The sequence below is a fragment of the Methylobacterium sp. WL64 genome, from assembly GCF_008039945.1.
In the GTDB taxonomy this organism is placed as follows: Bacteria; Pseudomonadota; Alphaproteobacteria; order Rhizobiales; family Beijerinckiaceae; genus Methylobacterium.
In genome coordinates, this window is the sequence record NZ_VRVA01000004.1 from 22,563 (window position 1) to 43,884 (window position 21,322).

Consider the following 21,322-nt stretch of genomic DNA (forward strand, 5'->3'; position numbering starts at 1 on the left):
GCTGTGGTCCGCCGGCTTGCGGCATCGGGGCTGAGCAATCAAGCCCGGACGATGGCGGCTGCCCGTCCGATCCTCTACGCTCGCTTGCATCATGCCGCGTATCGAAGCGATTGCCAGTCTGCGCCACCTGTTCGAGGTGCCGGCGGACGTCAGCTACCTGGATGCCGCAGCCTGGTCGCCGCTGCCGCGGGTTGTCCGGGCCGCCGGCGAGGCGGGCATCCTGACCAAGAGCCGGCCTTGGGATCATCCCAGGACGGCGTTTCCGGCCCTCGCCGAGCGGGCCCGCGAAGCCGCGGCGCACCTGATCGGTGCGGGGGCGGACGATGTGGCGATCGTCGGCTCGGTGAGCCACGCCATGGCGACCGCCGCGTACAACCTCGCTCCCGCGCGGGGCGGGCGCCTGCTGCGGGTCGCCGACGAGTTCCCGTCCCTGCGCTACGCCTTCGACCGGCTGGCGGCCGCGCACGATCTGGCCGTCGAGGAAGTCCCCCGGCCGCCGGACGGCGACTGGACCGCCGCCCTGCTGGCGGCGATCCACAAGCCGTCAGCCAAGCCGCTTGCCATCGCCACCCTGACACCCCTGCACTGGACCGACGGCAGCCTGATCGACCTCGACCGGCTCGCACCGGCGGTGCATGCGGCGGGGGCGGCCCTGGTGATCGATGCGACGCAGGCGGTGGCCGCAACGCCCGTCGACGTGGGCCGCTGGCAGCCGGATTTCCTCGCCTTCCCGACCTACAAATGGGCGCTCGGCCCCTACGGCGTCGCGTTCCTGTACGCGGCCCCCCATCGGCAGGAGGGCCGGCCGATCGAGGACAACATCGGAAATCGCACGTCGGCGACCGGAGCCCGGCGCTACGACCGCGGCGAGTTGAACGATCCCGTAGCCCTCTCCATGGCCGCGACCGGTCTCGAGCTCACCGCCGGGTGGGGCGTCCCGGCCATCGCGGCGCGGCTTCGGGACCTGACCGGTCGACTCGCCGAGGGCGTGACGGCGCTCGGCCTCACCGTTGCGCCCCCGCATCTGCGCGCAGATCACATCCTCGGCGTTCGCGCCCCCGGCGGCCTGCCCGATGGGCTTCTGGATCGCCTGCAGGCGGCACGGATCTACGCGAGCGAGCGCTCGGGCGCACTGCGCCTCAGCCCGCATGTCTGGACCGACCCGGACGATATCGCGCGCTGTCTCGCCGCACTTCCGGATGCGCTCGGGCACGGGACCCGGAACAATACGGACTGGACCGGCCGATAGAATCCGTGCCTCCGTCGGGCGTGCGGATGCCGTGCGGACCGCTGCCCCGTGTTCCCGGAGCCGAGACGTGGCCATCGCCCCCCGGGACGACGGCGCCCCCACCATCAGTCGAGACCCATGCCGCGCTCCGGTGACACCCTTCCCATGCCGGCCCGCGGACGACGCCTGACTGCCTCTGTGCGCGCAGCCCTGTCGGGACGGTTCGCCGTGATCCTGTCCGGCGAGCTGATCCAGAGCCTGTTCCACTTTGCGCTGAACATCCTGCTGGTGCGCGAACTCGGCGCCCACGATTACGGGCTGTTCGCGATCGTGTTCACGGTCGGCGCAGTCGGCATCACCTATATCCGCGCCTTGGTGACGGTGCCGGCCACGCTCCACCTCACCCGAAGTCTCGGCCGGCCGGCGGTACTGGGCTACGATGTGATGTTCGGCTCCGGCGCAGCCCTGGTCTCCGTGCTGATGGCGTTCGCCACCGGCGTGGCGCTGCTCCCCGCGATCGGTCTCGGCGCGCTGGCCGCGGGGGCGTTCGTGGGTCTCTATGGCTTCCGCAGCTATCTACGGATCGTGCTGCTTGCCCGTGGAAAGCCGCGGATCGCAGGCTTGAGCGACCTCGTCTACGCTGTTTGCGGCGCCGCGTTCATCTGGCAAGGGCTCAGCGGCGAGGAGGGTACGGCGCTGCTGGACCGGGCCTTCCTGGCTATCGCGCTGGCCCATGCCATCGCGATCGCGGTGGCGTACGGAGCGCTGCGCGAGCGTCTGAGACTCTCGCTCCATGCACGGGCCCGGGCGCGTTACCGGGCGATCTGGCGGACCCTGGCGTGGTCGCTGGCCGGGGTGACCAGCCTCACCGTCCAGGGACAGGGCCTGACGCTCCTGTTCGCCCTGCTGGCCGGCCCGGCCGCCTATGCGCCGATCGCCGCGACGCTGGTGCTCTACGCGCCGCTGCGCATCCCCACGGCCGCTCTGATGAACATGGTCCTGCCGGAGATCAGCGGCCTTCTAGCCGCCGGGCAGGTTCAGGCCGCCCGCCGGCTCGTCACGCGCTACGTCCTGCTGATCGCCGGCGCCTGCCTGGTCTACGGGCTGGTGATGGCCGCGACCCTGCCGCTGATCGAGCAGGTGCTCTTCAAGGGCCGCTTCACCGGTGAGCCCATGGGTTGGATCGGCCTCGGCATCTGGAGCGTGGTGGCCGTGTCGCTGCTCTACGCAATCCCCCGTGCCTATCTAGAGGCCTCCGCGGCCTTCCGGACGATCACGGCGGGAGCCGTGGCGAGCGCCACCCTCGGCTTCGCCCTCATGGTGCCGCTTCTCCTGCTGCTGCCCCCCGCCACGGCGCTCCTTGGACTCCTCGCCTCTGAGATCGCGACTTTGGCCTGGTCGATGGGTGCGTTCCGAAGCTTGTCGCGGGGGCAGCGGTTGGCGGCGGCGATGCCCTGACGGGTCGCGGACGTCGTGTCTTCCAGTCCGCCCGGAAAGCGTCAGTCCGTTACGCCGCGGCCTCGGTCGGCGCCCCTTCCGCGGCGCCGTCCTTGCCGAAGCGCCGCTGCCACGCGTGCCGTGTGCGGTCGACAAGATGTGCGGCCGCGCCCTGGGGGGTGCGCCCGCCCATGATTGAGGTCAGGGTCAGGGACTGCGTGCCGAAGCGGCCCTTGAAGCCCTCGTCGCCGCACAGGAAGTCGACCGTGTGCAGCCCGCGGTCGATCGACCACATGATGTAATCCATCATCAGGACCATGCCGGGCGAGCCGCGCTCGAAGGCCGGATCGTAGGTGGTAACGAACGCCATCATCGTCCCGGCCTGGACGAAGTTGATCGAGACGGCGACGACGGCGCCGCCGCATTCGAGCACGAAAGCGTGCAGCAGCCCGGTCGCGGCCAGCACCTGGACCATCGCGGGCAAGGCCTGCGAGCCCTCGTCGTAGAACGCCGTGGAGGGCAGGTCGTGGGTTGCCAGCCAGGCCCGCTTGAACTGGGTCAGCCTGTCGAGAACCGGCCCGAGCGGTTCCTCGGGGCCGAGCAGCCGGAACGTGAGTGGCCCGTGCTCGCCCATGGTCTTCTGGCCGCGGCGGTAGTTCTGGCGGGTCTTCTTCGACTGTGCGTCGAACCAGGCTTGCCCGGTCGGCCAGGGGCCGCGCACCCGCCAGTTCGCCTCGTCGCGGTGGTTCAGGCGCAGCCGGACGCCCCCGGTGGCGGGGGCGAGCAGCACCCGCGCGGCAGCGTCGGGCAGAAGGCGGTTGAGATAGGCCAGATCGAATCCGCCGTCCCGGCTGGCCTGCTGCCACATCCGGCGCACCAGCCCGGCATTCGTGCGGTCGGCCAGCACGGCGTCGCCGAAATCGGAGCAATCCTTGGCGGCCCATTCGAGCACGCGAAAACCCTTCCGCCGCACCGTTGCGAGCGGCAGCACGCCGACCAAGGTCTCGCCCCGCCACGCCAGCACGATCGCCAGCGCCCGGCGATCGCGGTCGGGGGCGCTCGCCCACCAGGCCGAGATCCAGGCATGGCTCTGGAACACCAGGGCATTGCTGCGGGTCCACAGGTCGGTCCAGGCCGGTCCGACGGCCGCGAGTCGGTCGGTGGAGCGGACGATCTCGAAACGTTCAGGAGACATGGTCAAGCGCCCGAGCGAGGCTGGGTCGGAATACCGCGCAGGCGCCTGACCTGCCGCACGATCCGCCGGCCCATCTTTTTCAACGGAAGCACGTAGAGCCCCGACAGCGATTGATAGTCGGCGACGTCGCGGTCGACGAGGCCGAAGGTGAAATCCTCGTTCGGATCCGGGACGTGAAGGGTCCCGAACAGACGGTCCCAGAACGAGAACAGCAGCCCGAAATTCTTGTCGTAATGCTGGGGCGCGGTCGAGTGGTGAAGCTGGTGCCAGTGCGGGCAGAGGATGACTGCGTTGAGCCGGCCGAACGAGATCTTGAAGTGCGTGTGCCGCACGAAGTCCATCATCAGGATGTTGCGCATGATGTAGACGTTGATCCCGAACACCGTCAGCTCGACGGGGTCGAGCGCGAGCAGGCTCCAGATCCCGAAGCAGATCCCGGGGATCACCCCGTCCCAGGCGCGATTCATCAGCTCGTCGAGCGGGTGGACCCGGTCCTTGGTGATGCCGACCATCACCTCGGCGGAGTGGTGAACCTTATGAAGCTCCCACAGGAACGGATAGCGGTGCTGGGCCGTGTGGTAGAGGTAGTAGGACAGGTCGTAGGCCAGCAGCATCGTGAGGGTGAACAGCACCACGGTCACGGGTCCGGGATCACCGAAGACCGGCTGGTCGATCCCGAAGACGGTGCCGAGTACCCGGTTGGTCGCGTAGCCGACCGCCACCACGAAGGTCACGCCGGCCGGGATCAGCAGGAACGGCATGATCGCCTTGCGGGTGACGTAGAACAGCAGGTCGGCCCGCGCGGAGGGGTGCGTCATCACTTCGTGCGGCAGCACGAATTCGAAGAACTCGGTGAACGAATAGCGTTCGGCCGTCCGCAAGTAGGCGATCAGCGCGCAGCCGAACGCGGTCGCGAACAGCAGGCCGGCGGCGACGAGGTTCTCTGCCGAGACCCTGTCGATGATCCGGGTGACGAAGCCGACGACATCCATGACGAGGCGTTCCTCCGCCGGTCCGGTCCGCTCGCCGGCGGGGACCGCCGACCCTACCGTGCAATGTCCGACGCTTGAACGGTGCGGATGACCGCTCCCGATCCGACGCTTCGAGATTCGCCAAAACGCGTACGTTCTGGCCGTCGAGCTTTATCGACGACTGGTACTTACCGAATCTGACTGAGGCGTCGATTGTCCACCGGAGATCGGTCGCGACGGATGATCGCTGGCCCGGCTCGGGTGTCCGCCGACGAGCGCTTGAGCCCGCGGGCTCCGCTCACGCCGTCGGGCGCGGGGCCTGTTCCGCCGTCACCGCCTTGTCGGCACTGAACGCGCCCCGCAGGGTCGCGCGAACCATGCCGTTGATCCCTTCGGCCGCCGAGGCTTCCGAGAACAGGGTCTCGTAGCGCGCCCGCGCCGCGGCGCCGAAGCCGCGCCAGCTGGCTGGATCGGTGGCGATGCGGGCCAGCAGATCGGCGATCGGCTGCGGACCGCCCGGCGGCACGATCCAGCCGGTCTTGCCGTCGGCGACCACCTCGGGAAGTCCGCCGATGTCGGTCACCAGCGGCGGCACCCCGTAGGACATCGCCTCGATCGCGACCCGTCCCAGGGATTCGGGCCGCTGCGACGGCATCGTCACCACGTCGGCCCAGCGGTAGAGCGCGGACGGATCGTCCACGAACGGCTGGAGCGTGACCTGCTTCGACAGACCCGTCTCGGCGATCCGTGCGGCGAGGGCTTCCTCGCGCGCGGCATCCTCGAAGGCGCTTCCGACGATCCGCAAGTCGATCCGGTTGCGAACGGCTTCCGGCAGGGAGGCGAGCGCCTCGACCAGGACGTCCTGGCCCTTGATCCGGCTGATCCGGCCGAGCATCAGCACGCGCAGCGGACGCGTGCCGTCGTAATCCCGGTCGTTCGGCTCGGCCGGGCCCGCGATGCCGTTATAGACGACCCGGGCCGTGGCTTCCGGGGGCAGCGTGTAGGCGCGCTCGGTGGCGCGCGAATTGAAGACCACGTTGGCCCCGCTCCAGCGGATCAGCCCGCGCAGGACCTTCAGCACGGCGCCTTCCGGGATCTCGTGCACATGCACGATGCTGCGCCCCGGCAGCAGGCGGGCGGCCAGCAGGTAATCGGCCACCACGGTCGTGTTGACGTAGACGAGGTCGCTGTCGCGGATGCGCCGAAGCGCCCGGGCCACCGCGAAGGGCAGCGCCATCATCCCGAGCGTCGCGAGCCGGGCGAGGTTCTTGCGCCGCAGAATCCACAGGGGCTCGATCACGATGGCGCTGGCATAGGGCTCGAGCGCCGCCACGATCGGGCCGCTACGGGGCAGAACCACGTCGATCCGCGCGCTCGGATGGGCGGCCCGGATTGTCCGTACTGTCTCAATGAAGCAGCGATCCGAGCCGTAGAGCTCGAAACCCTGATGCACGCAGGTGATTCGGGTGACCGGTGCATCGCCGCGGTCGCGGCTGAATATGAACCGGCGCGTCGTCCCGGCGGAGCCCGGCTCGGCGAATGCATCACGCTGAAGAGTCTGTGCCGTCTCCGGCCCAAACGCGAACGGATGCGATGCCCCGTGAGCACCGACTGGGCTAGAAGATGTCGTGAGTATCGAGAAATCTACCATAAGATGAATACTTATTAGTCTATAACAACCGTGAGTTGTATCGCCTGTTTAGGCGACCGTTATTCCTGTCTCCGTACAATATGAATCGCTGACAAGAAAGGAAGAGCCGTGCCCGTTGATGTGCCCACACTACTTATTCTTGGGACACGCGGGATTCCGGCCGCCCATGGCGGCTTCGAGACTTTCGCGGAACGACTCGCGCTCTATCTGGCGGGTCGCGGCTGGCGCGTGAGCGTGTATTGCCAGGCAGAGGTCGACCGGGTGGGGGACCGAATCTCGACCCGAACCTGGAACGGCATCGAACTGATCACCGTGGAGGTCGCCCTGCGCGGCCCGGCCGCGACGCTGGCCTTCGATGCGTTCTGCGTGAAGGACGCGGCGTCGCGGGGCGGCGTCTGCCTCGTGCTCGGCTACAACGGCGCGGCGTTCCTGCCCTATCTGCGGGTGCGCGGCGGCCGGATCCTGACCAACATGGACGGGATCGAGTGGCGTCGGCCGAAATGGTCGCTGCCGGTCCGGACGTTCTTCTACCTGAGCGAGTGGATCGCCGCCTGGGCGTCGCAGCGCCTCGTGGCCGACCATCCGGCGATTGCGGACCATCTCGCCCATCGCCGCCCACGGCGCGCCATCGCGACGATTCCCTACGGGGGCGACCCGCCGCCGGCGGATCTCGGGCCGCCTCCGCTCGGTCTCACGGCGGGTCGCTACCTCGTGTCGATCGCCCGCATCGAGCCCGACAACAACATCCTGACGCTCGTCGAGGCGTTCTCACGCAAGCCGCGGGGCATGCGGCTCGTGGTGCTCGGAACGTTGAAGGTCGGCAATGCCTATCACCGTGCGGTCGAGGACGCCGCGGGACTGGAGGTGCTGATGCCGGGAGCGATCTACGAGCCGGAACTGGTCCAGAGCCTCCGGGTCCACGCCCGCGCCTATCTTCACGGCCACACGGTCGGCGGCACCAACCCGTCGCTGGTCGAGGCGCTGTGGGCCGGCAACGCGGTGATCGCCCACGACAATCCCTTCAACCGCCACACCGCGGGCGATGGTCAGTTCTACTTCACGGACGGGGACAGCTGCGCCGCCGCCATCGAGCGCGTGATCGCCGACGACGATGCGGTCGCGGCGGCCGGTGCGGCGGCGCGGGTGCGTGCCGAGAGCTTCCGCTGGGACGACGTGCTGGCAGCCTACGAAGGCGAGCTGCGCCGGGTCGGCGGCTACCCGGCGCTCGCCGCATCGCCGATCCGGATCGACGCCAGCCCGGCTCGCGCGACGGTTGGGACCCACATGTGAGCGCGAACCGGCGCTCGGTGCTGGCCGGCGGCCTCGCGCTCGCCGGCGCCGGTCCGCTCCCGGCTGCGGCCGTGGCCGAACCGCTTCCGCTGCGCCGCGGCATCGCCCTGTGGCCCTGGTTCTCGCTGACCACGGAGTTTCCGGCGCCGCGCATCGATTACGCCTGGCCGCCGTTCCAGGCCGACCGTCCGACCCCGACCCGTGGCGACCTGCGCCGGCTGGCCGTGCTGGGCTTCGATTTCGCGCGGCTTCCCCTGGATCCCGGACCGTTCGTGGCGTTCACGGGCGGGCGCCGGGCCGACCTCATGGCCATGCTCTCGGCCGCGATCGACGACGTGCTGGCTGCCGGGATGCGCGTCCTCGTCAACGTGCAGGCGAATGCCGCCACGCATCATTACACGCCCGACGCGTTCTACGGATCGGACCCGGCGCCGCTGTTCCCCGCCTATCGCGATCTCATCGCGGACCTCGCCCGGCTCTGCGTCCGGAAGGGTATCGGGCGGGTGGCGCTGGAGCCGGTCAACGAGCCGCCGCAGGGCTGTGGGGCCGAGGCCTGGAACCGGATCCAGGCCGGGCTCCTCACCGCAGCGCGGGGCGCCGCGCCGGACCTGACCCTGGTGGCGACCGGCGCCTGCGGCAGCCTCGTCTCCGGGCTGACGGTCCTCGACCCGGAATCCCTCGCCCGGTTCACGCCGCTGCTCTACACCTTCCACTTCTACGAGCCGTACCTGTTCTCCCACCAGGGCGCGACATGGCTCACCGAAGAGCCGTTCTATCGCTGGCTGAACGCCGTGCCCTGGCCCGGCACCCCGGGGCGCCAGCCAGAAACCCTGGCGGCGGTCGGGGCGCGGATGGCTGCCGACCGCGCGGTCCCGGAGGCCGAGAAGGCCCGGGACCGCGCGGTGATCGAGGGGAAGCTGCGCGACTACTTCGCAGCCGAACCGGGACCGGCCTACCTGGCGAAGGAGCTGGCCCCGGTCGCGGCCTGGGCCGACCTCTACGGGATCCCGGCGCGGCAGATCCTGATGGGCGAGTTCGGGGCTTTGCGCACCGATGCCCGGTACACCGCATCCCGGGCGCCCGACCGCGCGGCCTATCTCGGCGACGTGCGGCGGGCGGCGGAGCAGGCGGGCTTCGGCTGGTCGTTCTGGAACCTGTTCGACGGGCTCGGCCTGATGGACGACGCGCATAGGATCGATCCCGCCCTTGTGGCCGCGCTGGGTCTCACGCCGCGGCCGTGAGCGGCCGTCAGGCCCGCGCGCGCAGGGAATTGGGCGGAAACAGCACGATCAGCATCAGGGCGAACTTCGCCAGCATGGTGGTCTTGCCGGCCAGACCCTCGAAGGTGTTGACCAGGATCACGAAGGTAAGGATCGGCAGCCAGACGCCGCGTCGGCAGTTGCGCGCGATCTCCGTGAGATAGAGACTCACTGCCACGACCAGCAGCGTCGTCACCAGGATGCCGTGGTACAGCACGTCGGAAACGATCGAGTTCTCGATGCCCCATTCCAGGCCGTAGATCCGCCGCAGGGTGCTGACCTGCAGGAGGTCGGGCGCCAGCAGCAGCTGCCGGAACGGGACGGCATCGAAGATCGCCAGCATGTCGACCCGGGCCTGGGCGCTGCCGCCGTCCGAGACGAAACGGCTGAGCAGCGTGTCGAAGAACCCCACTGCTGCCAGCACCGCGACCATCACCGGCAGCGCCGTCAGCACGAAACACGCGCAGGCCGCCCCGATCAGGGGGATGCGGTTGCTCCGCAGCGTCCGGTTCAGGGCGAAGAGGCCGACCGCCCCGCCGAGCGCGAGGGTCGTCACCGTGGCCGACCGGCCGCCGAAGGTCACCAGCGCGACGAGCTGCAGGGCGATCACTCCGGCCCGGAGCGCCGGGTTCAGGCGGCCACCGCCGTTGGCGAGCGCCAGGATGTAGCAGGCGGTGAGCGTCGCGTTGACCAGCGGGTGGCCCTGGAGCGCGGCCGAGCGCGTGTCCGTCTCGAACGCCATGCCGTCGAACCGGAACGGGAAGAACCGCTGGCCGCTGGCGAACTCGAACAGGCCGAGCAGCGCGTTGGCCAGCATCATCAGGTGGAAGACGGCCTCGATCCGCCGCAGCGTCGCGGCATCCCGGTCCATCAGCAGGATCGGGACGAGCCCGGCCAGCACGAAGGTGTCGATCGAGCCGGCTAAGCCCGTGCCGCCGCGGGCCGCGATCAGTATGAGCAGCAGCACGCCGCAGAAGGCCAGCAGCACGCAGGCCGGCCGGCGGTTGAGGGCCTGTGCGACCGGGATCACCGGGTTGCCTGCGCGCAGCATCGTCCAGCCGACCAGGGCGACGACCATGTAGGTCGCCGGATGGATCTTCGCGGGTGCCGAACCACTGATGCCGTCGTAGTTGAGGCCGAGCGCCCAGAGCAGGCCGCCGGATACGCCGACCAGAACCACGGTCAGCAGGATGAAGGCCATCGATTCGAGCCGCGCCAGGCCGCGCAGGCGCGTGTCCGGCCTTGAACGCGCCGCCTGCCGGTGCGCGAAGCCCGCGGGCCGCGCCGTGCTCACGCGCTACGCCGGTCGAGCAGCAGGGAGCCGGAGACGGGCCGGCCCAGGGCTTCCGAGGTGTCGACCAGGTCGATCAGGTCGCGCTGGCGGGTGGCGCCGTTGCAGACGATTAGGAGCAGCCGGTCCGCCGCCGCCGCGATCGGGCCGAGACGCAGGTTCTCGGAGAGAACGCCGCCGTCGACGAGCACCAGCTCGAACCGGCCCTTCACGCCGGCCAGAAAGCGCTCGATGTTGGTCGGGACCAGCGCGTCGCGGATCGGCTTCTGGGTATCGCCGAGTCCGATCCGCCGGGCACCTGTCTTCGCATCGACCTGCGTGACAGCGTTGAGGCTCTGCTCACCGCGCAGCACGTCGAGGAGCCCGGCTGTGCCGGCGCTGTCGGTTCGGAGATCGGCATCGATCAGCAGCACGCGGTCGCCGCGTGCCACGGCCACAGAAGCGAGCAGCGCGATCACCGCCCGGCGCTCGGTCGCCTCGGCCTGGCCCGACGTCACCAGCAGCGCCAGCGAGCGGCCCCGCGTACCCGCCGTGGTGGCGAGGTGGTCCAGGGTGAAGCTCGCGGCTGCCGTGCTGGCGCCGCCCGGCTGGACGCCCGGGATCACCGCGACGACGGGGGCGTTCGACAGCCGCTCCAGTTGACGCGACGACAGGACCGTCGGCTCCAGGTATTCCCGGGTCAGCGCGAGGCCGGCGCCGAGGCCGAGGCCGCCTGCCAGCGCGGCGGCGACCAGGATCAGCCGCGGCGGCCAGCTCGCATCCTGCGGCGGCCGGGCCGATGTGATGATGCGGGCATTCGAGCTGTCGATCCCAGACTGCTCCTTGATCTCGCGGGTACGCACCAGGAAGGTGTTGTACACGGTGCGGGCCGCCTCGACCTCCCGCTCCATCTCGCGCAGCTGAACCGAGGATTGCGCGGTCACCGCCGATTGCCGCTGCAGCCGCTCCAGGTCGGCTGCGAGCAACTTCTCGTTGGCCTGGGCGCGCTGGTACTCGGTCTCGGCGGCGCCGGCGATGCGGTTCAGTTCGGCGTCGATCAGGCGGCGGACATCCTGCATCTGCGTGCGTACGGCGGCGATGTAGGGATGGCGCTCGCCGAGGTTGGTGCGCAGGTCCGCTTCCTTGGCGGCGAGCTCGGCATACTGGCCGCGCAGCCGGTCGACCGCCGAGGATTGGACGGCCTCCGGCATCGCCCCGGAGCCGATTGCCTGGCCGCGCGCATCCTTGATACCCTGAAGGCGCGCCTTCGCCTCGGCGGTCCGGGCCCGCGCCGCCACCAGACGGGCGTTGGAATCGGTGAGCTGCTGCTCGTTCACGAGCCGACCGCTCGACGCGATCAGGCCGTTGCGCGCCTTGTAGTCCTCGAGCTTCTTGTCGGCGGCGTTGACCGCGTTGCGCAGCTCGTCGAGGCGTCCGCGCAGGTCGCCGGAGGCGCGCTTGGCGGCGTCGGAGCGCGCCTCGGTCTGGTCGGCCAGGTAGGCGCTCGCGATCGCGTTGACGATGCGGGCCGACAGGTCGGGATCCACCGTGGTGACGACCACGTCGATCACGAACACCTTGTCGGCGCGCTTGACCGCAAGCTTGCGCCGCAGCTGGTCGAGCGCCCGGCCGCGCGCATCGACCGGCCGCTCCGGCTTGGGACCGAGCACCAACTCCCGGAGCGAGGCGATGCTGCGCGCGACCAGACCGTCCTGAGCCGCGCCGAACCCGGGCTCGCTCTCCAAGCGCGCCTGCGTCACGGCCCGGCCCAGGACCGCGTCGGATTCGATCACTTTCACCTGGCTCTCGACCTGGGCGATGCCGCCGTCCGGCGACAGCGCGGCGGGATTGACGTCGTTCAGGACGACCTGCCGGTCGCGCGGGTCGATCAGGATCTGCGCGGTCGCGGTGTAGAGGGACGGGGTGATCAGAGCATAGGCGAGGACCAGCAGCCCGAGCACCAGGGCGGTCGTCAGCACCGTGCGCTTGCGCCGCCACAGGATGCGCCACAGGTCGCCGAACTCGGCGGTGGTGTCGGGCCGGGTCGGGCCCGTCCGCTCCGGCTGTGCCGGATGGACCGGCGCGAGCCAGCTCGCCACGGCAATGTTACGGTCGATCTGTGCCACGATCGGTCACCATCGTCTCGAACTCGGTCGGTCCCTCGCGGGCTCCACCCCCACTGCAAGTGTCGCGCAGACTGCTGACAATCCCTCAAGACTGCCGAGGGTCGTGGCCGCACGCACCGATTACTCAGCGTCTGGTAAACGCCCTCTACCGAAGTTTGCTGCCGCCAGGATTATCCGTCCCGTTAGGGTTTGGGAATTAGGTCGTAGCCGCAGCCGTGATCTGCCGGACTGCTACACTGCGCAGGGGCGCTCCATCATGCATGTGAGAGTTCGCCTGGACGGCGCCGAACCACGCCGCTGGCAGATCGCCCTGTTGGAACGAATCGCCGCGACACCCGGCATCCGCGCCGTCAGCATCGACGCCGCGCAGGTCCCGAACGGGTGGCCCGACACGGTCGAGCTGCTGTTCCGGCTGGAGGCACTGATCCACCGTCTGCCGCGTATCGGCTCGGAGCGCCTGCCGCCGACCGCCCTCGACCGATGGCGGCGGCAAGACGCCTGGCCCGATCTGACGATCGACCTGTGCGGTGACCTACCTGCCGGGCCCGGCATCTGGCATCTGGCCTTCGACGGCCGGCGCGGTGACGACGCCCTGCTGGCGAGCTTGCTGGCCGGTGCCGTCCCGCGGGCTACGCTGATCGCGGATGGGCGCATTCAGGCCGAAGGCCGGCTCGGCACCGACCGGCCCGGCATCCTTCTCGCCGGCATCGACGACGCGCTGGCGCGGACGGTGACCCTGATCGCCGCAGCAACCGCTCGCCGCGCCGCCGGGCGCAGCGCTCCGCCCTCGGCCGTGCCCGAGCCGTCCCCGAGGCCCGAGCGGACGTTGCCGGGCAGCGAACTCGGTTCGCGCGCAGCGCGGATGCTGGCCGGCGCGGTCATCCGCCGCCTGTACCATCTCTGCTATCGCGCTCCGCACTGGCGCTGCGGCTGGCGGCACCTCGACGGACCGGACCTGATCGACCTCGGGCGTCACCCCCAGACCGGGTGGACCGACCTGCCGGATGACGGCCACCGCTTCTACGCCGACCCGTTCCCGCTCGCCTACGCCGGGAGCACGCACGTCTTCGTCGAGGAATTTCCGCACGCGACCGGCAAGGCGATCATCTCAGCCGTCCGGTTCGGCCCGGACGGCCCGGAGGGCACGCCCGTGCCGGTGCTGGAGGAGCCCCATCATCTCTCCTATCCGTTCGTGTTTGAGCGTGACGGGGCGGTCTGGATGGTCCCGGAGAGTTCCGCGGCCGGCCGGGTCGATCTCTACCGGGCGACCCGCTATCCCGGAGGTTGGGTCAAGGAGGCGACGCTGCTCTCCGACGTGGTCGCCAGCGATGCGACGCTCCTCGAACACGGCGGCCGATGGTGGCTGTTCGCGACCGTGCGCGATGCCGCCACCGAGGCGCCTGCCGGCTCCGGATCCTACCACGACGCGCTGTGCCTCTGGTCGGCTCCCGATTTCCGGGGTCCCTACACGCCGCATCCGGCCAACCCGGTCCTGATCGATCCTGCGACCGCCCGGCCGGCCGGGCGCATTGTCGAGCGCGGCGGCCAGCTGATCCGCCCGGTCCAGGACTGCGCCACGGGTTACGGCCGCGCCCTCGGGCTGGCGCGGATCGATCGCCTGGACCCGGACGGGTTCGCCCAGACCCTGATCGGCCTCATCGAACCAGGCCCGGCCTGGGCCGGGACACGGCTCCACACCGTCAATTCGGGTGGCGGCATCGAGTGCATCGACGGCTCGGCCCGAGCCCCTCGGATCCGGATGCCGGGCCGTTCCTGATCGCTTCGCAGCGTTGCCGGCGTCGGTAGCCCCCAAACCCATGGGTTCAGCCTGTTGCAATAGGGCTTCAGGGGTCAAAACGCTGTCCCGGCGCTTGTTGCCTACCTCGATGGTGGATAACGCAACTTGTGCGTGCCTTAAGCCGGATGGACTAATTGCATAGATTGTATTTTGGTTTGAGGATGTCTGATATCCCGTGCGTCCGATCAATCGGAGTGACTGTTTCATGAGTGCAAGCGCCACGATCGGAACCGACATGCCTGCGCGCAACGCCCTGAATGTCAGGCTCTCGCGGATCGCCGCCGTTGCCGGCATTCCGGTCGAGGCGTTTTTCACTGAATCGGTGTCTGCGACCCATGGCGGTCTGATCGAGCTGATCCGCCTCTGGGACGCGGCCGAGACGGAGACCGTGCGGGCAGAGATCCTGGCCGGCACCCGCGCGGTCGTCGCCGGGGCGAGCGACAACCTTCGCTGAGGAACGCTCGGCCGCCGCGATACGGAGCTGAGCCGTCGCGTCCGATGCCGCATCAGATCGATCCCTGCCCATCGATATTTCCATGTCGTCGGCCCTGGCGGGAGCCCCACGAGATCGCTACATTGCGAAGGCGGGGCTGCAGAGTTCGTCAGGAGCACTTTCCCCGGGGCCTTATCGACTCCCTCGGGAGCTGTCCCTGGCCTCGTCCCTGGACTTGGCCAACACGGCGCCCACCTACTCTGTAGGTTTCCCGGGATCGATCCTCCAACGGCTCACGTGGCTCCGCACTCATCGTCTTCAGATACCGGATCTCCCAGCCCGGACGCGGTCCTCAAGGCCGCACTGCGCAGTTCGGCACTGGCCGCCCGGGACGCGCTGGATCCGGCCGCCCGGCTGGACGCCTCCGCTCGGATCGCCCGCGCGCTGCTGGCTCTGCCGGAACTGGCCGAGGCCCGGCTGGTCGGCGCCTATTGGCCCATCCGCAGCGAGGTCGATCCGCGTCCCACGGCCGAGGGGTTGCTCGCCCGTGGCCAAGCGGTCGCACTGCCGCACGTCACCCCCGAGGGACTGATCTTCCGGGAGTGGCGGGCCGGGGACGCGCTGGTCGCCGGCCGCTTCGGCCTGAGCGAGCCGGATCCGTCGCTTCCGCCCGTGGAGCCCGACGCCCTGATCGTGCCGCTCGCTGCCTTCGATCGCGACGGCCAGCGCATCGGATACGGTCGCGGGTACTATGACGGCGCGATCGCGCGCTTATCCGCTCGGCGACCCGTCCTCACGGTCGGGGTCGGCTTCTCCGTCCAGGCGGTTGAACACGTGCCGGCTGAGCCGCACGACCGGCCGCTCCAGTTCGTGATCACCGAGATGGGCGTGATCCGGTTCGACAGGACATCCTGATCCATGCGGCTGCTCTTTCTCGGCGACGTGATCGGTCGCCCGGGCCGTACCGTCGTGTGCGAGCGCCTGCCCAAACTCCGGGAGCGCTGGCGGCTCGACTGCGTCGTGGTCAACGGTGAGAACGCCGCCGGCGGCTTCGGCATCTCCGAGACGATCTGCGACGAGCTGATCCAGGCGGGCGCCGATGCGGTGACGCTCGGCAACCACAGCTTCGACCAGCGCGAGGCGCTGGTGTTCATCGCCCGTCAGCCCCGTCTGGTGCGGCCGGCGAACTATCCCCCGGGTACGCCGGGCCGCGGCGCCACCGTGGTGGAGACGCAGGGCGGAGCCCGGGTGCTCGTGGTCAACGTGATGGGCCGGGTCTTCATGGACGCCATGGACGACCCCTTCACCGCAGTCGAACGCGAGATCTCCGCTTGCCCGCTTGGGGCCGCCGCCGACGCCGTCGTGGTGGACGTGCACGCCGAGGCGACCAGCGAGAAGCAGGCGTTAGGCCATTATCTCGACGGCCGTGCCAGCCTCGTGGTCGGTACCCACACCCACACGCCGACGGCCGATCACCGGATCCTGCCCGGCGGCACGGCATACCTGTCGGATGCCGGCATGTGCGGCGACTACGACTCAGTCATCGGCATGCAGAAGGATGAGCCGATTCGCCGGATGATCCAGAAGACGCCGGGTTCCCGCTGGGAGGTCGCCGGCGGCGAGGCGACGCTGTGCGGCTTCGCCGTCGAGACGCAGGCGGACGGCTTGGCGACCCGGGTCGCGGCGGTCCGCCTCGGTCCGCATCTCGAGGAGAGCTGGCCTCAGTTCTGGGACTAGCGCCCTCGCAGCCGAAGCGGATGCCGGCACGCGCCGCCCCAGGAACTTCAGCGGCCCGCACCCGTAGATTGCAGAGATCCTCTGAACCAGGGAGCTCCGCATGCCTCAGATGTTCGACTGGATTTTCTTCGCCATCATGCTTCCGTTTCCGGCCTATCTGGTCTGGGACTGGTACCAGCACCGCTAAAGCCCGCGATCGAGCCGGCTCCGCCATCCCGCGTCCGACCACCCGAGATCGAACCCGCCTAAGTCGAATGGGCCGCTTGTGCAGGGCTGATGCCTACCTCATGCCACGGGTGGATCCGGTCTCGCCCGGTCTGGCGCCACACAAGCGTGTCCGCGGTGAGACTTGATCGCAGGTGGGGCTGCCCCCACAGTGGCCGTGACGGGCCCCGCTTCTTGGCGACCCCATGTTGAGATCAGGTTAGAGCGACCGATGGCCGCCCGCGACAACAGTGAGAATAGCAGTCCACCGCTGGCGCGACCCGGGATTTATCTCGGGCGTATGGTGATATTCCTGATCCTGGTGGGCTTCCTGGCCTTCATCCTGTTCAAGCAGATCACCCCAGCCTTCCTGGCCAATCCCGGGCTCAACGGGCTGATCCTCGGGGTTCTGCTGATCGCGGTGCTGATCGCCTTCGGGCAGGTCGTCCGGCTGTTCCGCGAGGTCGGCTACGTCAACGCGGTGGCGACCGGTGCTCAGGCCCGGAAGCCGCCGGCGCTGCTCGCCCCGATGGTGCCGATGATCGCGGCCCGGAAGACCGGGGCGCTGCTGCCGGGGACCTCCGGCTACCTCGATACGATCGCGGCGCGCCTCGACGAAGGCCGCGAGATGCTGCGCTACATCGCCGGCATCCTGATCCTGTTGGGCCTGCTCGGCACGTTCTGGGGCCTGATCGACACGCTTTCGGCGGTCGGCGGGGTGATCAAGGGCATGCGTGGCGGCGGCGATGCCGGGGTGATGTTCGACGAGCTCAAGTCCGGGCTCGCCGTGCCGCTCTCAGGCATCGGCCTCGCCTTCTCGGCCTCGCTGTTCGGTCTCGCCTCGTCGCTGATCACCGGTTTTCTGGAACTGCAGGCCGGCCAGGCCCATGCCCGTTTCCACAACGAATTGCAGGATTGGCTGCTGTCCGGAACGGCGTCCGAGCCGGCAGTGGCGGGAGCTGTCCGGCCTGTTGCCGCCGCCGCCGGTGCGCAGGATCTCAAGGAGGCGGTCGAGCGTCTGACCACGATCGTATCCGAGGGCGGGGGCGGCCGTGCCGCGACGCTGGCCATGACCAACCTGGCCGAGGGCATCCAGGGCCTCGTCCAGCACATGCGCGCCGAGCAGCAGATGATCCGCGACTGGGTCGAGGCCCAGGCGAGCCGCGAGCGTGAGCTGAAGCAGGTGCTCGACCGGCTCGGCCGGGAGCGGGTGTAGTGGCCTCGACCGCGGCCCGCGCCCGGCGCCCCCTCAACGTCTGGCCCGGCTACGTCGATGCCCTGGCGACGCTGCTGCTGGCGGTAGTGTTCCTGCTCACGGTGTTCGTGGTCGGCCAGTTCTTCCTGTCGCAGGAATTGACCGGGCGAGACGCCACGCTGGTCAAGCTCAACCGCCAGATCGCCGACCTCACCGATCTTTTGGCCTTGGAGCGCTCGAACCGCCGCGGCCAGGAGGACGAGGTCCGCAGCCTTCGCACCACGCTCGCCGGCGTCGAGGCCGAGCGTGATCAGGCCAAGTCGCAGGCCGAGGCCGCGACTGTCAGCCAGGGGGCCGCGGGTGCCCTTGACAAGCAGCTGGAGGCCGAGCGCGGCGCGACAAAGCGGGCGTTGTCCCAGGTCGATCTCCTGAACGAGCAGATCAGCGCCATGCGCCGCCAGCTCGCAGCCCTCGAGGATGCGCTGGCCGCCTCGGAGACCCGCGACCGGGAATCGCAGGTGCGGATCGCCGAACTCGGCAGCCGGCTGAACGTCGCCCTGGCCCAGAAAGTCCAGGAGCTGGCGCGCTACCGCTCGGACTTCTTCGGGCGCCTGCGACAGATTCTCGGCAACCGGCCGGACATCCGGGTGGTCGGCGACCGCTTCGTGCTGCAATCCGAGGTGCTGTTCCCCGGCGGCTCCGCGACGTTGAAGCCGGAGGCAGGCCCGGAGCTCGACCGGATCGCCGCGGCCATCGCCGACCTTGCCCGGCAGATCCCGGCGGACCTGCCGTGGGTCCTGCGGGTCGACGGTCACACCGATGCGCGGCCGATCATCACCGCGCAATTCCCGTCGAACTGGGCGCTCTCGGCTGCCCGGGCGATCGCGGTGGTGCAGTATCTCGCGAGCAAGGGCATCCCGCCGCAGCATCTCCTGGCCGGGGCCTTCGGCGAGTTCCAACCCCTCGACACCGGCACCACCGAGGATGCCTATGCCAGGAACCGCCGGATCGAGATGAAGCTGACGGAGCGGTAGGCGCTCGCCCGTCCGATAGACCGGACCGAACGACGCGCTTCGAGAGCCCCGCCCGCAATGGCGCACACCGACGGCGATGTCCTCGGGGGCGGACTCATCGCTCGGCGCCGACCAGGTCCAGGGTGGCATGGGACGTCCCCAGCCCCTCGGCCCGAGCGTGGCCGTCTTCGGCGACCATCGTGTGGGGGATCTCGCCAGCATCGGATTGCTGCCCGTGGCGTCGGCCTGCGCGAGCATCTCGGAGGCGGCATTGGCGTAGCCGAGGCAGCCGATCGGGTTCCATCCACCGGACGGGAGACACATAGGCACGGCGGGGCCTAGACCTTCAAGGCGGCCGCCCGTTGAAGTACGATCACGGTCCTGTTCCGGCTCTCGGCGACGGACACGAGCCTTCCGTCCCCGAACCCTACCCAGCCAAGTCCCAAAACTACTCGGCGGCGGGGATGCGCTCGCCGCGCGTACGAAGCCCCTTGCCGCGGGCGGTCTCGTCCAGGGCGTCGGTGAATTGCAGGCTCGCGAGCTGCGCGTAGAGCGCGCCCTGGGCCAGCAGGCTCTCGTGGGTGCCGGTCTCGACGATGCGACCGTCGTCGAGGACGAGGATCCGGTCCGCGGCGCGGATCGTGGCGAGACGGTGGGCGATCACCAGGGTGGTGCGCCCACGCATCAGCGTGTCGAGGGCGGCCTGGACGGCGCGCTCGGATTCCGCGTCGAGGGCCGAGGTCGCCTCGTCGAGTAGCAGGATCGGCGAATCCTTGAGGATCGCCCGGGCGATGGCGACGCGCTGACGCTGCCCGCCGGAGAGGGTCACGCCGCGCTCGCCGACCTGGGTGTCGTAGCCCTGCGGCAGGGCCGCGATGAAGCCGTGCGCGTTGGCAAGTTCGGCGGCGTGCCGCACCTCGGCTTCACCGGCCTCGGGGCGCCCGTAGCGGATGTTCTCGGAGACCGTCCCGGAGAACACCACCGGATCCTGCGGGACCAGGGCGATGCGAGCGCGCAGCGCCTCCGGATCGACCAGCGCGATGTCGATGCCGTCGACCAGCACGCGGCCGCCCTGCGGATCGTAGAAGCGCAGGAGCAGCTGCAGCACCGTCGACTTTCCGGCACCGGACGGTCCCACGATGGCGATGCGCTCGCCGGGGGCCGCCGCGAAGGTCAGCCCGTCCAGGGCAGCGTGACCGGGCCGGGTCGGATAGGCGAAGCGCACGGCCTCGAAATTTACGGCGCCGCCGGCCGGCACGGGAAGGGGCAGGGCCGGGGAGGGCGCACGGATCGCGGGCTCGGACGCGAGGATCTCGGTCAGCCGCTCGGCCGCGCCGGCCGACATCGCGAGGTCGCCGTAGACCTCGGAGAGCTGGCCGAGCGCGCCTGCGCCGAACACAGCGTAGAGCACGAATTGCGACAGCTCACCGCCGGTCATCGTGTGGTTGAGTACGCCCTGGGCGCCGTACCACATCACCCCGACCACCGAGGCCGAGATGAGGAAGATCGCCACACCGGTGAGCAGCGCCCGCGCCCGGATCGAGTCCCGGGCGGCCGTGTAGGCGTCCTCTGAGGCGGCCGCGAACCGGGCCGCAGCCGTGCCGGAGCGCCCGAAGGCTTGCATGGTCCGCACCGCTCCGACCGCCTCGGCGGCGTAGGCTGAGGCGTCCGCCAGCCGGTCCTGCGCGGCCCGGGAGCGCCGCCGCACGCCGCGGCCCGAGACGATCAGCGGGAACACGATCACCGGGATGGCGGCCAGCACCATCACCGACAGGCGCGGGCTGGTGATCACCATCATGGCGGTCGCGCCCACGAACAGGAATAGGTTGCGCAGCAGGATCGAGACGGAAACGCCGAAGGCCGACTTGATCTGCGTCGCGTCCGCGGTGAGGCGGGAGACGATCTCGCCCGATTGCGAGCGGTCGAAAAAGGCGGGGTCGAGGATCGTCAGCCGGGCGAAGACGGCGCTGCGCAGATCCGCGACCACGCGCTCGCCCAGCGTGACCACGGTGTAGACCCGGGCCGCGCTGGAGAGCGCGAAAGCCGCGACCACCCCGAGCAGCGCGAGGAAGTAGGCGTCGATCACGTTCGCGCCGTCGGCCGTGAAGCCGTGGTCGATGACGCGCCGCATGGCGATCGGCACCACCAGGGTCGAGGCCGAGGCGCAGACGAGAGCCAGGATGCCGGCAACGATCCGCCCACGATACCGCAGGGCGAAGGGCAGGAGCGGCCGGAGCGCGCTCAATGGGGCCTTCGGCCGGCCGGAAGCCGCCGCTTTGGTCTTACGGGCCATCACGCCTCACGCGTCTCTTCCCACCCGGTCCACGGCGCTTGTTCCCGGAGAGAGCCTGCGATATACGCCGCCCCTCATCCGATTGCGCGTGTTCAATGGCCGCGGGCCGCCACCACGGTCGGCTTGGACGTGCCGTTGCCACGAACCTACGGTTCGGTGCAACCGCTGACACCTTCCGCATTCCGGGCCGGGCGGCGCCTCCTGCGCTCCCCGCCGGCATGC

General features: G+C 69.8%; 16 protein-coding genes and 1 other RNA gene. 11 read left to right on the forward strand and 6 right to left on the reverse strand.

Annotated elements, in window-relative coordinates:
* The first annotated feature begins 91 nt into the window (after positions 1-91).
* Both FV242_RS03310 and FV242_RS03315 read left to right on the forward strand, forming a co-directional pair.
* Positions 92-1,249 carry an aminotransferase class V-fold PLP-dependent enzyme gene (locus FV242_RS03310; protein WP_147937933.1) on the forward strand — a complete coding sequence of 386 codons (1,158 nt, stop codon included), beginning with the start codon at positions 92-94 and terminating at the stop codon, positions 1,247-1,249.
* A 117-nt stretch (positions 1,250-1,366) separates the two neighbouring features.
* On the forward strand, positions 1,367-2,686 hold the full coding sequence (locus FV242_RS03315; RefSeq protein ID WP_246692581.1) for a hypothetical protein: 1,320 nt from the start codon (positions 1,367-1,369) through the stop codon (positions 2,684-2,686).
* Between the two features lie 49 nt (positions 2,687-2,735).
* Here the strand turns inward: FV242_RS03315 and FV242_RS03320 are convergent, their stop codons facing one another.
* The 3 genes from FV242_RS03320 to FV242_RS03330 all read right to left on the reverse strand — a co-directional run bounded on the left by FV242_RS03320 (position 2,736) and on the right by FV242_RS03330 (position 6,332).
* Complete coding sequence (locus FV242_RS03320; protein WP_147937934.1) at positions 2,736-3,860, reverse strand: GNAT family N-acetyltransferase; 1,125 nt, start codon at positions 3,858-3,860, stop codon at positions 2,736-2,738.
* Between the two features lie 2 nt (positions 3,861-3,862).
* Positions 3,863-4,852 (reverse strand): sterol desaturase family protein, encoded by a 990-nt coding sequence (locus FV242_RS03325; RefSeq protein ID WP_147937935.1) that lies wholly within the window; start codon positions 4,850-4,852, stop codon positions 3,863-3,865.
* 277 nt (positions 4,853-5,129) lie between these two features.
* A complete protein-coding gene (locus FV242_RS03330) occupies positions 5,130-6,332 on the reverse strand; it encodes a glycosyltransferase family 4 protein (RefSeq protein ID WP_147906299.1) in 1,203 nt (400 codons plus the stop codon).
* Between the two features lie 258 nt (positions 6,333-6,590).
* Between FV242_RS03330 and FV242_RS03335 the strand changes: the two genes are divergently transcribed.
* Together FV242_RS03335 and FV242_RS03340 are read left to right on the forward strand one after the other, a co-directional pair.
* The gene (locus FV242_RS03335; protein ID WP_147937936.1) at positions 6,591-7,772 is read left to right on the forward strand and encodes a DUF1972 domain-containing protein; all 1,182 of its coding nucleotides are present in this window, start codon (positions 6,591-6,593) and stop codon (positions 7,770-7,772) included.
* Complete coding sequence (locus FV242_RS03340; RefSeq protein ID WP_147937937.1) at positions 7,769-9,013, forward strand: glycoside hydrolase family 5 protein; 1,245 nt, start codon at positions 7,769-7,771, stop codon at positions 9,011-9,013. Before FV242_RS03335 ends, FV242_RS03340 begins: the two co-directional genes overlap by 4 nt.
* Before the next feature lie 7 nt (positions 9,014-9,020).
* Here the strand turns inward: FV242_RS03340 and FV242_RS03345 are convergent, their stop codons facing one another.
* Both FV242_RS03345 and FV242_RS03350 read right to left on the reverse strand, forming a co-directional pair.
* Positions 9,021-10,325: a VpsF family polysaccharide biosynthesis protein gene (locus tag FV242_RS03345; protein WP_147906285.1), complete on the reverse strand. Its 1,305-nt coding sequence runs from the start codon at positions 10,323-10,325 to the stop codon at positions 9,021-9,023.
* The gene (locus tag FV242_RS03350; RefSeq protein WP_147937938.1) at positions 10,322-12,427 is read right to left on the reverse strand and encodes an exopolysaccharide transport family protein; all 2,106 of its coding nucleotides are present in this window, start codon (positions 12,425-12,427) and stop codon (positions 10,322-10,324) included. Before FV242_RS03350 ends, FV242_RS03345 begins: the two co-directional genes overlap by 4 nt.
* Before the next feature lie 256 nt (positions 12,428-12,683).
* Here FV242_RS03350 and FV242_RS03355 point away from each other — a divergent pair, with 256 nt between their 5' ends.
* From FV242_RS03355 to FV242_RS03385, 7 genes are all read left to right on the forward strand, one after another.
* Positions 12,684-14,204 carry a formyl transferase gene (locus FV242_RS03355; RefSeq protein WP_147937939.1) on the forward strand — a complete coding sequence of 507 codons (1,521 nt, stop codon included), beginning with the start codon at positions 12,684-12,686 and terminating at the stop codon, positions 14,202-14,204.
* Positions 14,205-14,400: 196 nt separating this feature from the next.
* Complete coding sequence (locus FV242_RS03360; RefSeq protein ID WP_147937940.1) at positions 14,401-14,679, forward strand: hypothetical protein; 279 nt, start codon at positions 14,401-14,403, stop codon at positions 14,677-14,679.
* Between the two features lie 130 nt (positions 14,680-14,809).
* Positions 14,810-14,966, forward strand: a non-coding RNA gene (gene ssrS / locus FV242_RS03365) — 6S RNA.
* Positions 14,956-15,573, forward strand: a complete 618-nt coding sequence (locus FV242_RS03370; protein WP_147937941.1) for a 5-formyltetrahydrofolate cyclo-ligase — start codon at positions 14,956-14,958, stop codon at positions 15,571-15,573. Before ssrS ends, FV242_RS03370 begins: the two co-directional genes overlap by 11 nt.
* A 3-nt stretch (positions 15,574-15,576) precedes the next feature.
* A complete protein-coding gene (locus tag FV242_RS03375) occupies positions 15,577-16,395 on the forward strand; it encodes a TIGR00282 family metallophosphoesterase (protein WP_147937942.1) in 819 nt (272 codons plus the stop codon).
* A gap of 436 nt (positions 16,396-16,831) precedes the next feature.
* On the forward strand, positions 16,832-17,815 hold the full coding sequence (locus FV242_RS03380; RefSeq protein WP_147906279.1) for a MotA/TolQ/ExbB proton channel family protein: 984 nt from the start codon (positions 16,832-16,834) through the stop codon (positions 17,813-17,815).
* On the forward strand, positions 17,815-18,828 hold the full coding sequence (locus FV242_RS03385) for a peptidoglycan -binding protein (RefSeq protein WP_147937943.1): 1,014 nt from the start codon (positions 17,815-17,817) through the stop codon (positions 18,826-18,828). Before FV242_RS03380 ends, FV242_RS03385 begins: the two co-directional genes overlap by 1 nt.
* 427 nt (positions 18,829-19,255) lie before the next feature.
* On the opposite strand, the gene FV242_RS03390 is transcribed toward FV242_RS03385, so the two are convergent.
* Positions 19,256-21,100, reverse strand: a complete 1,845-nt coding sequence (locus tag FV242_RS03390) for an ABC transporter transmembrane domain-containing protein (protein WP_147937944.1) — start codon at positions 21,098-21,100, stop codon at positions 19,256-19,258.
* Positions 21,101-21,322: the final 222 nt, after the last annotated feature.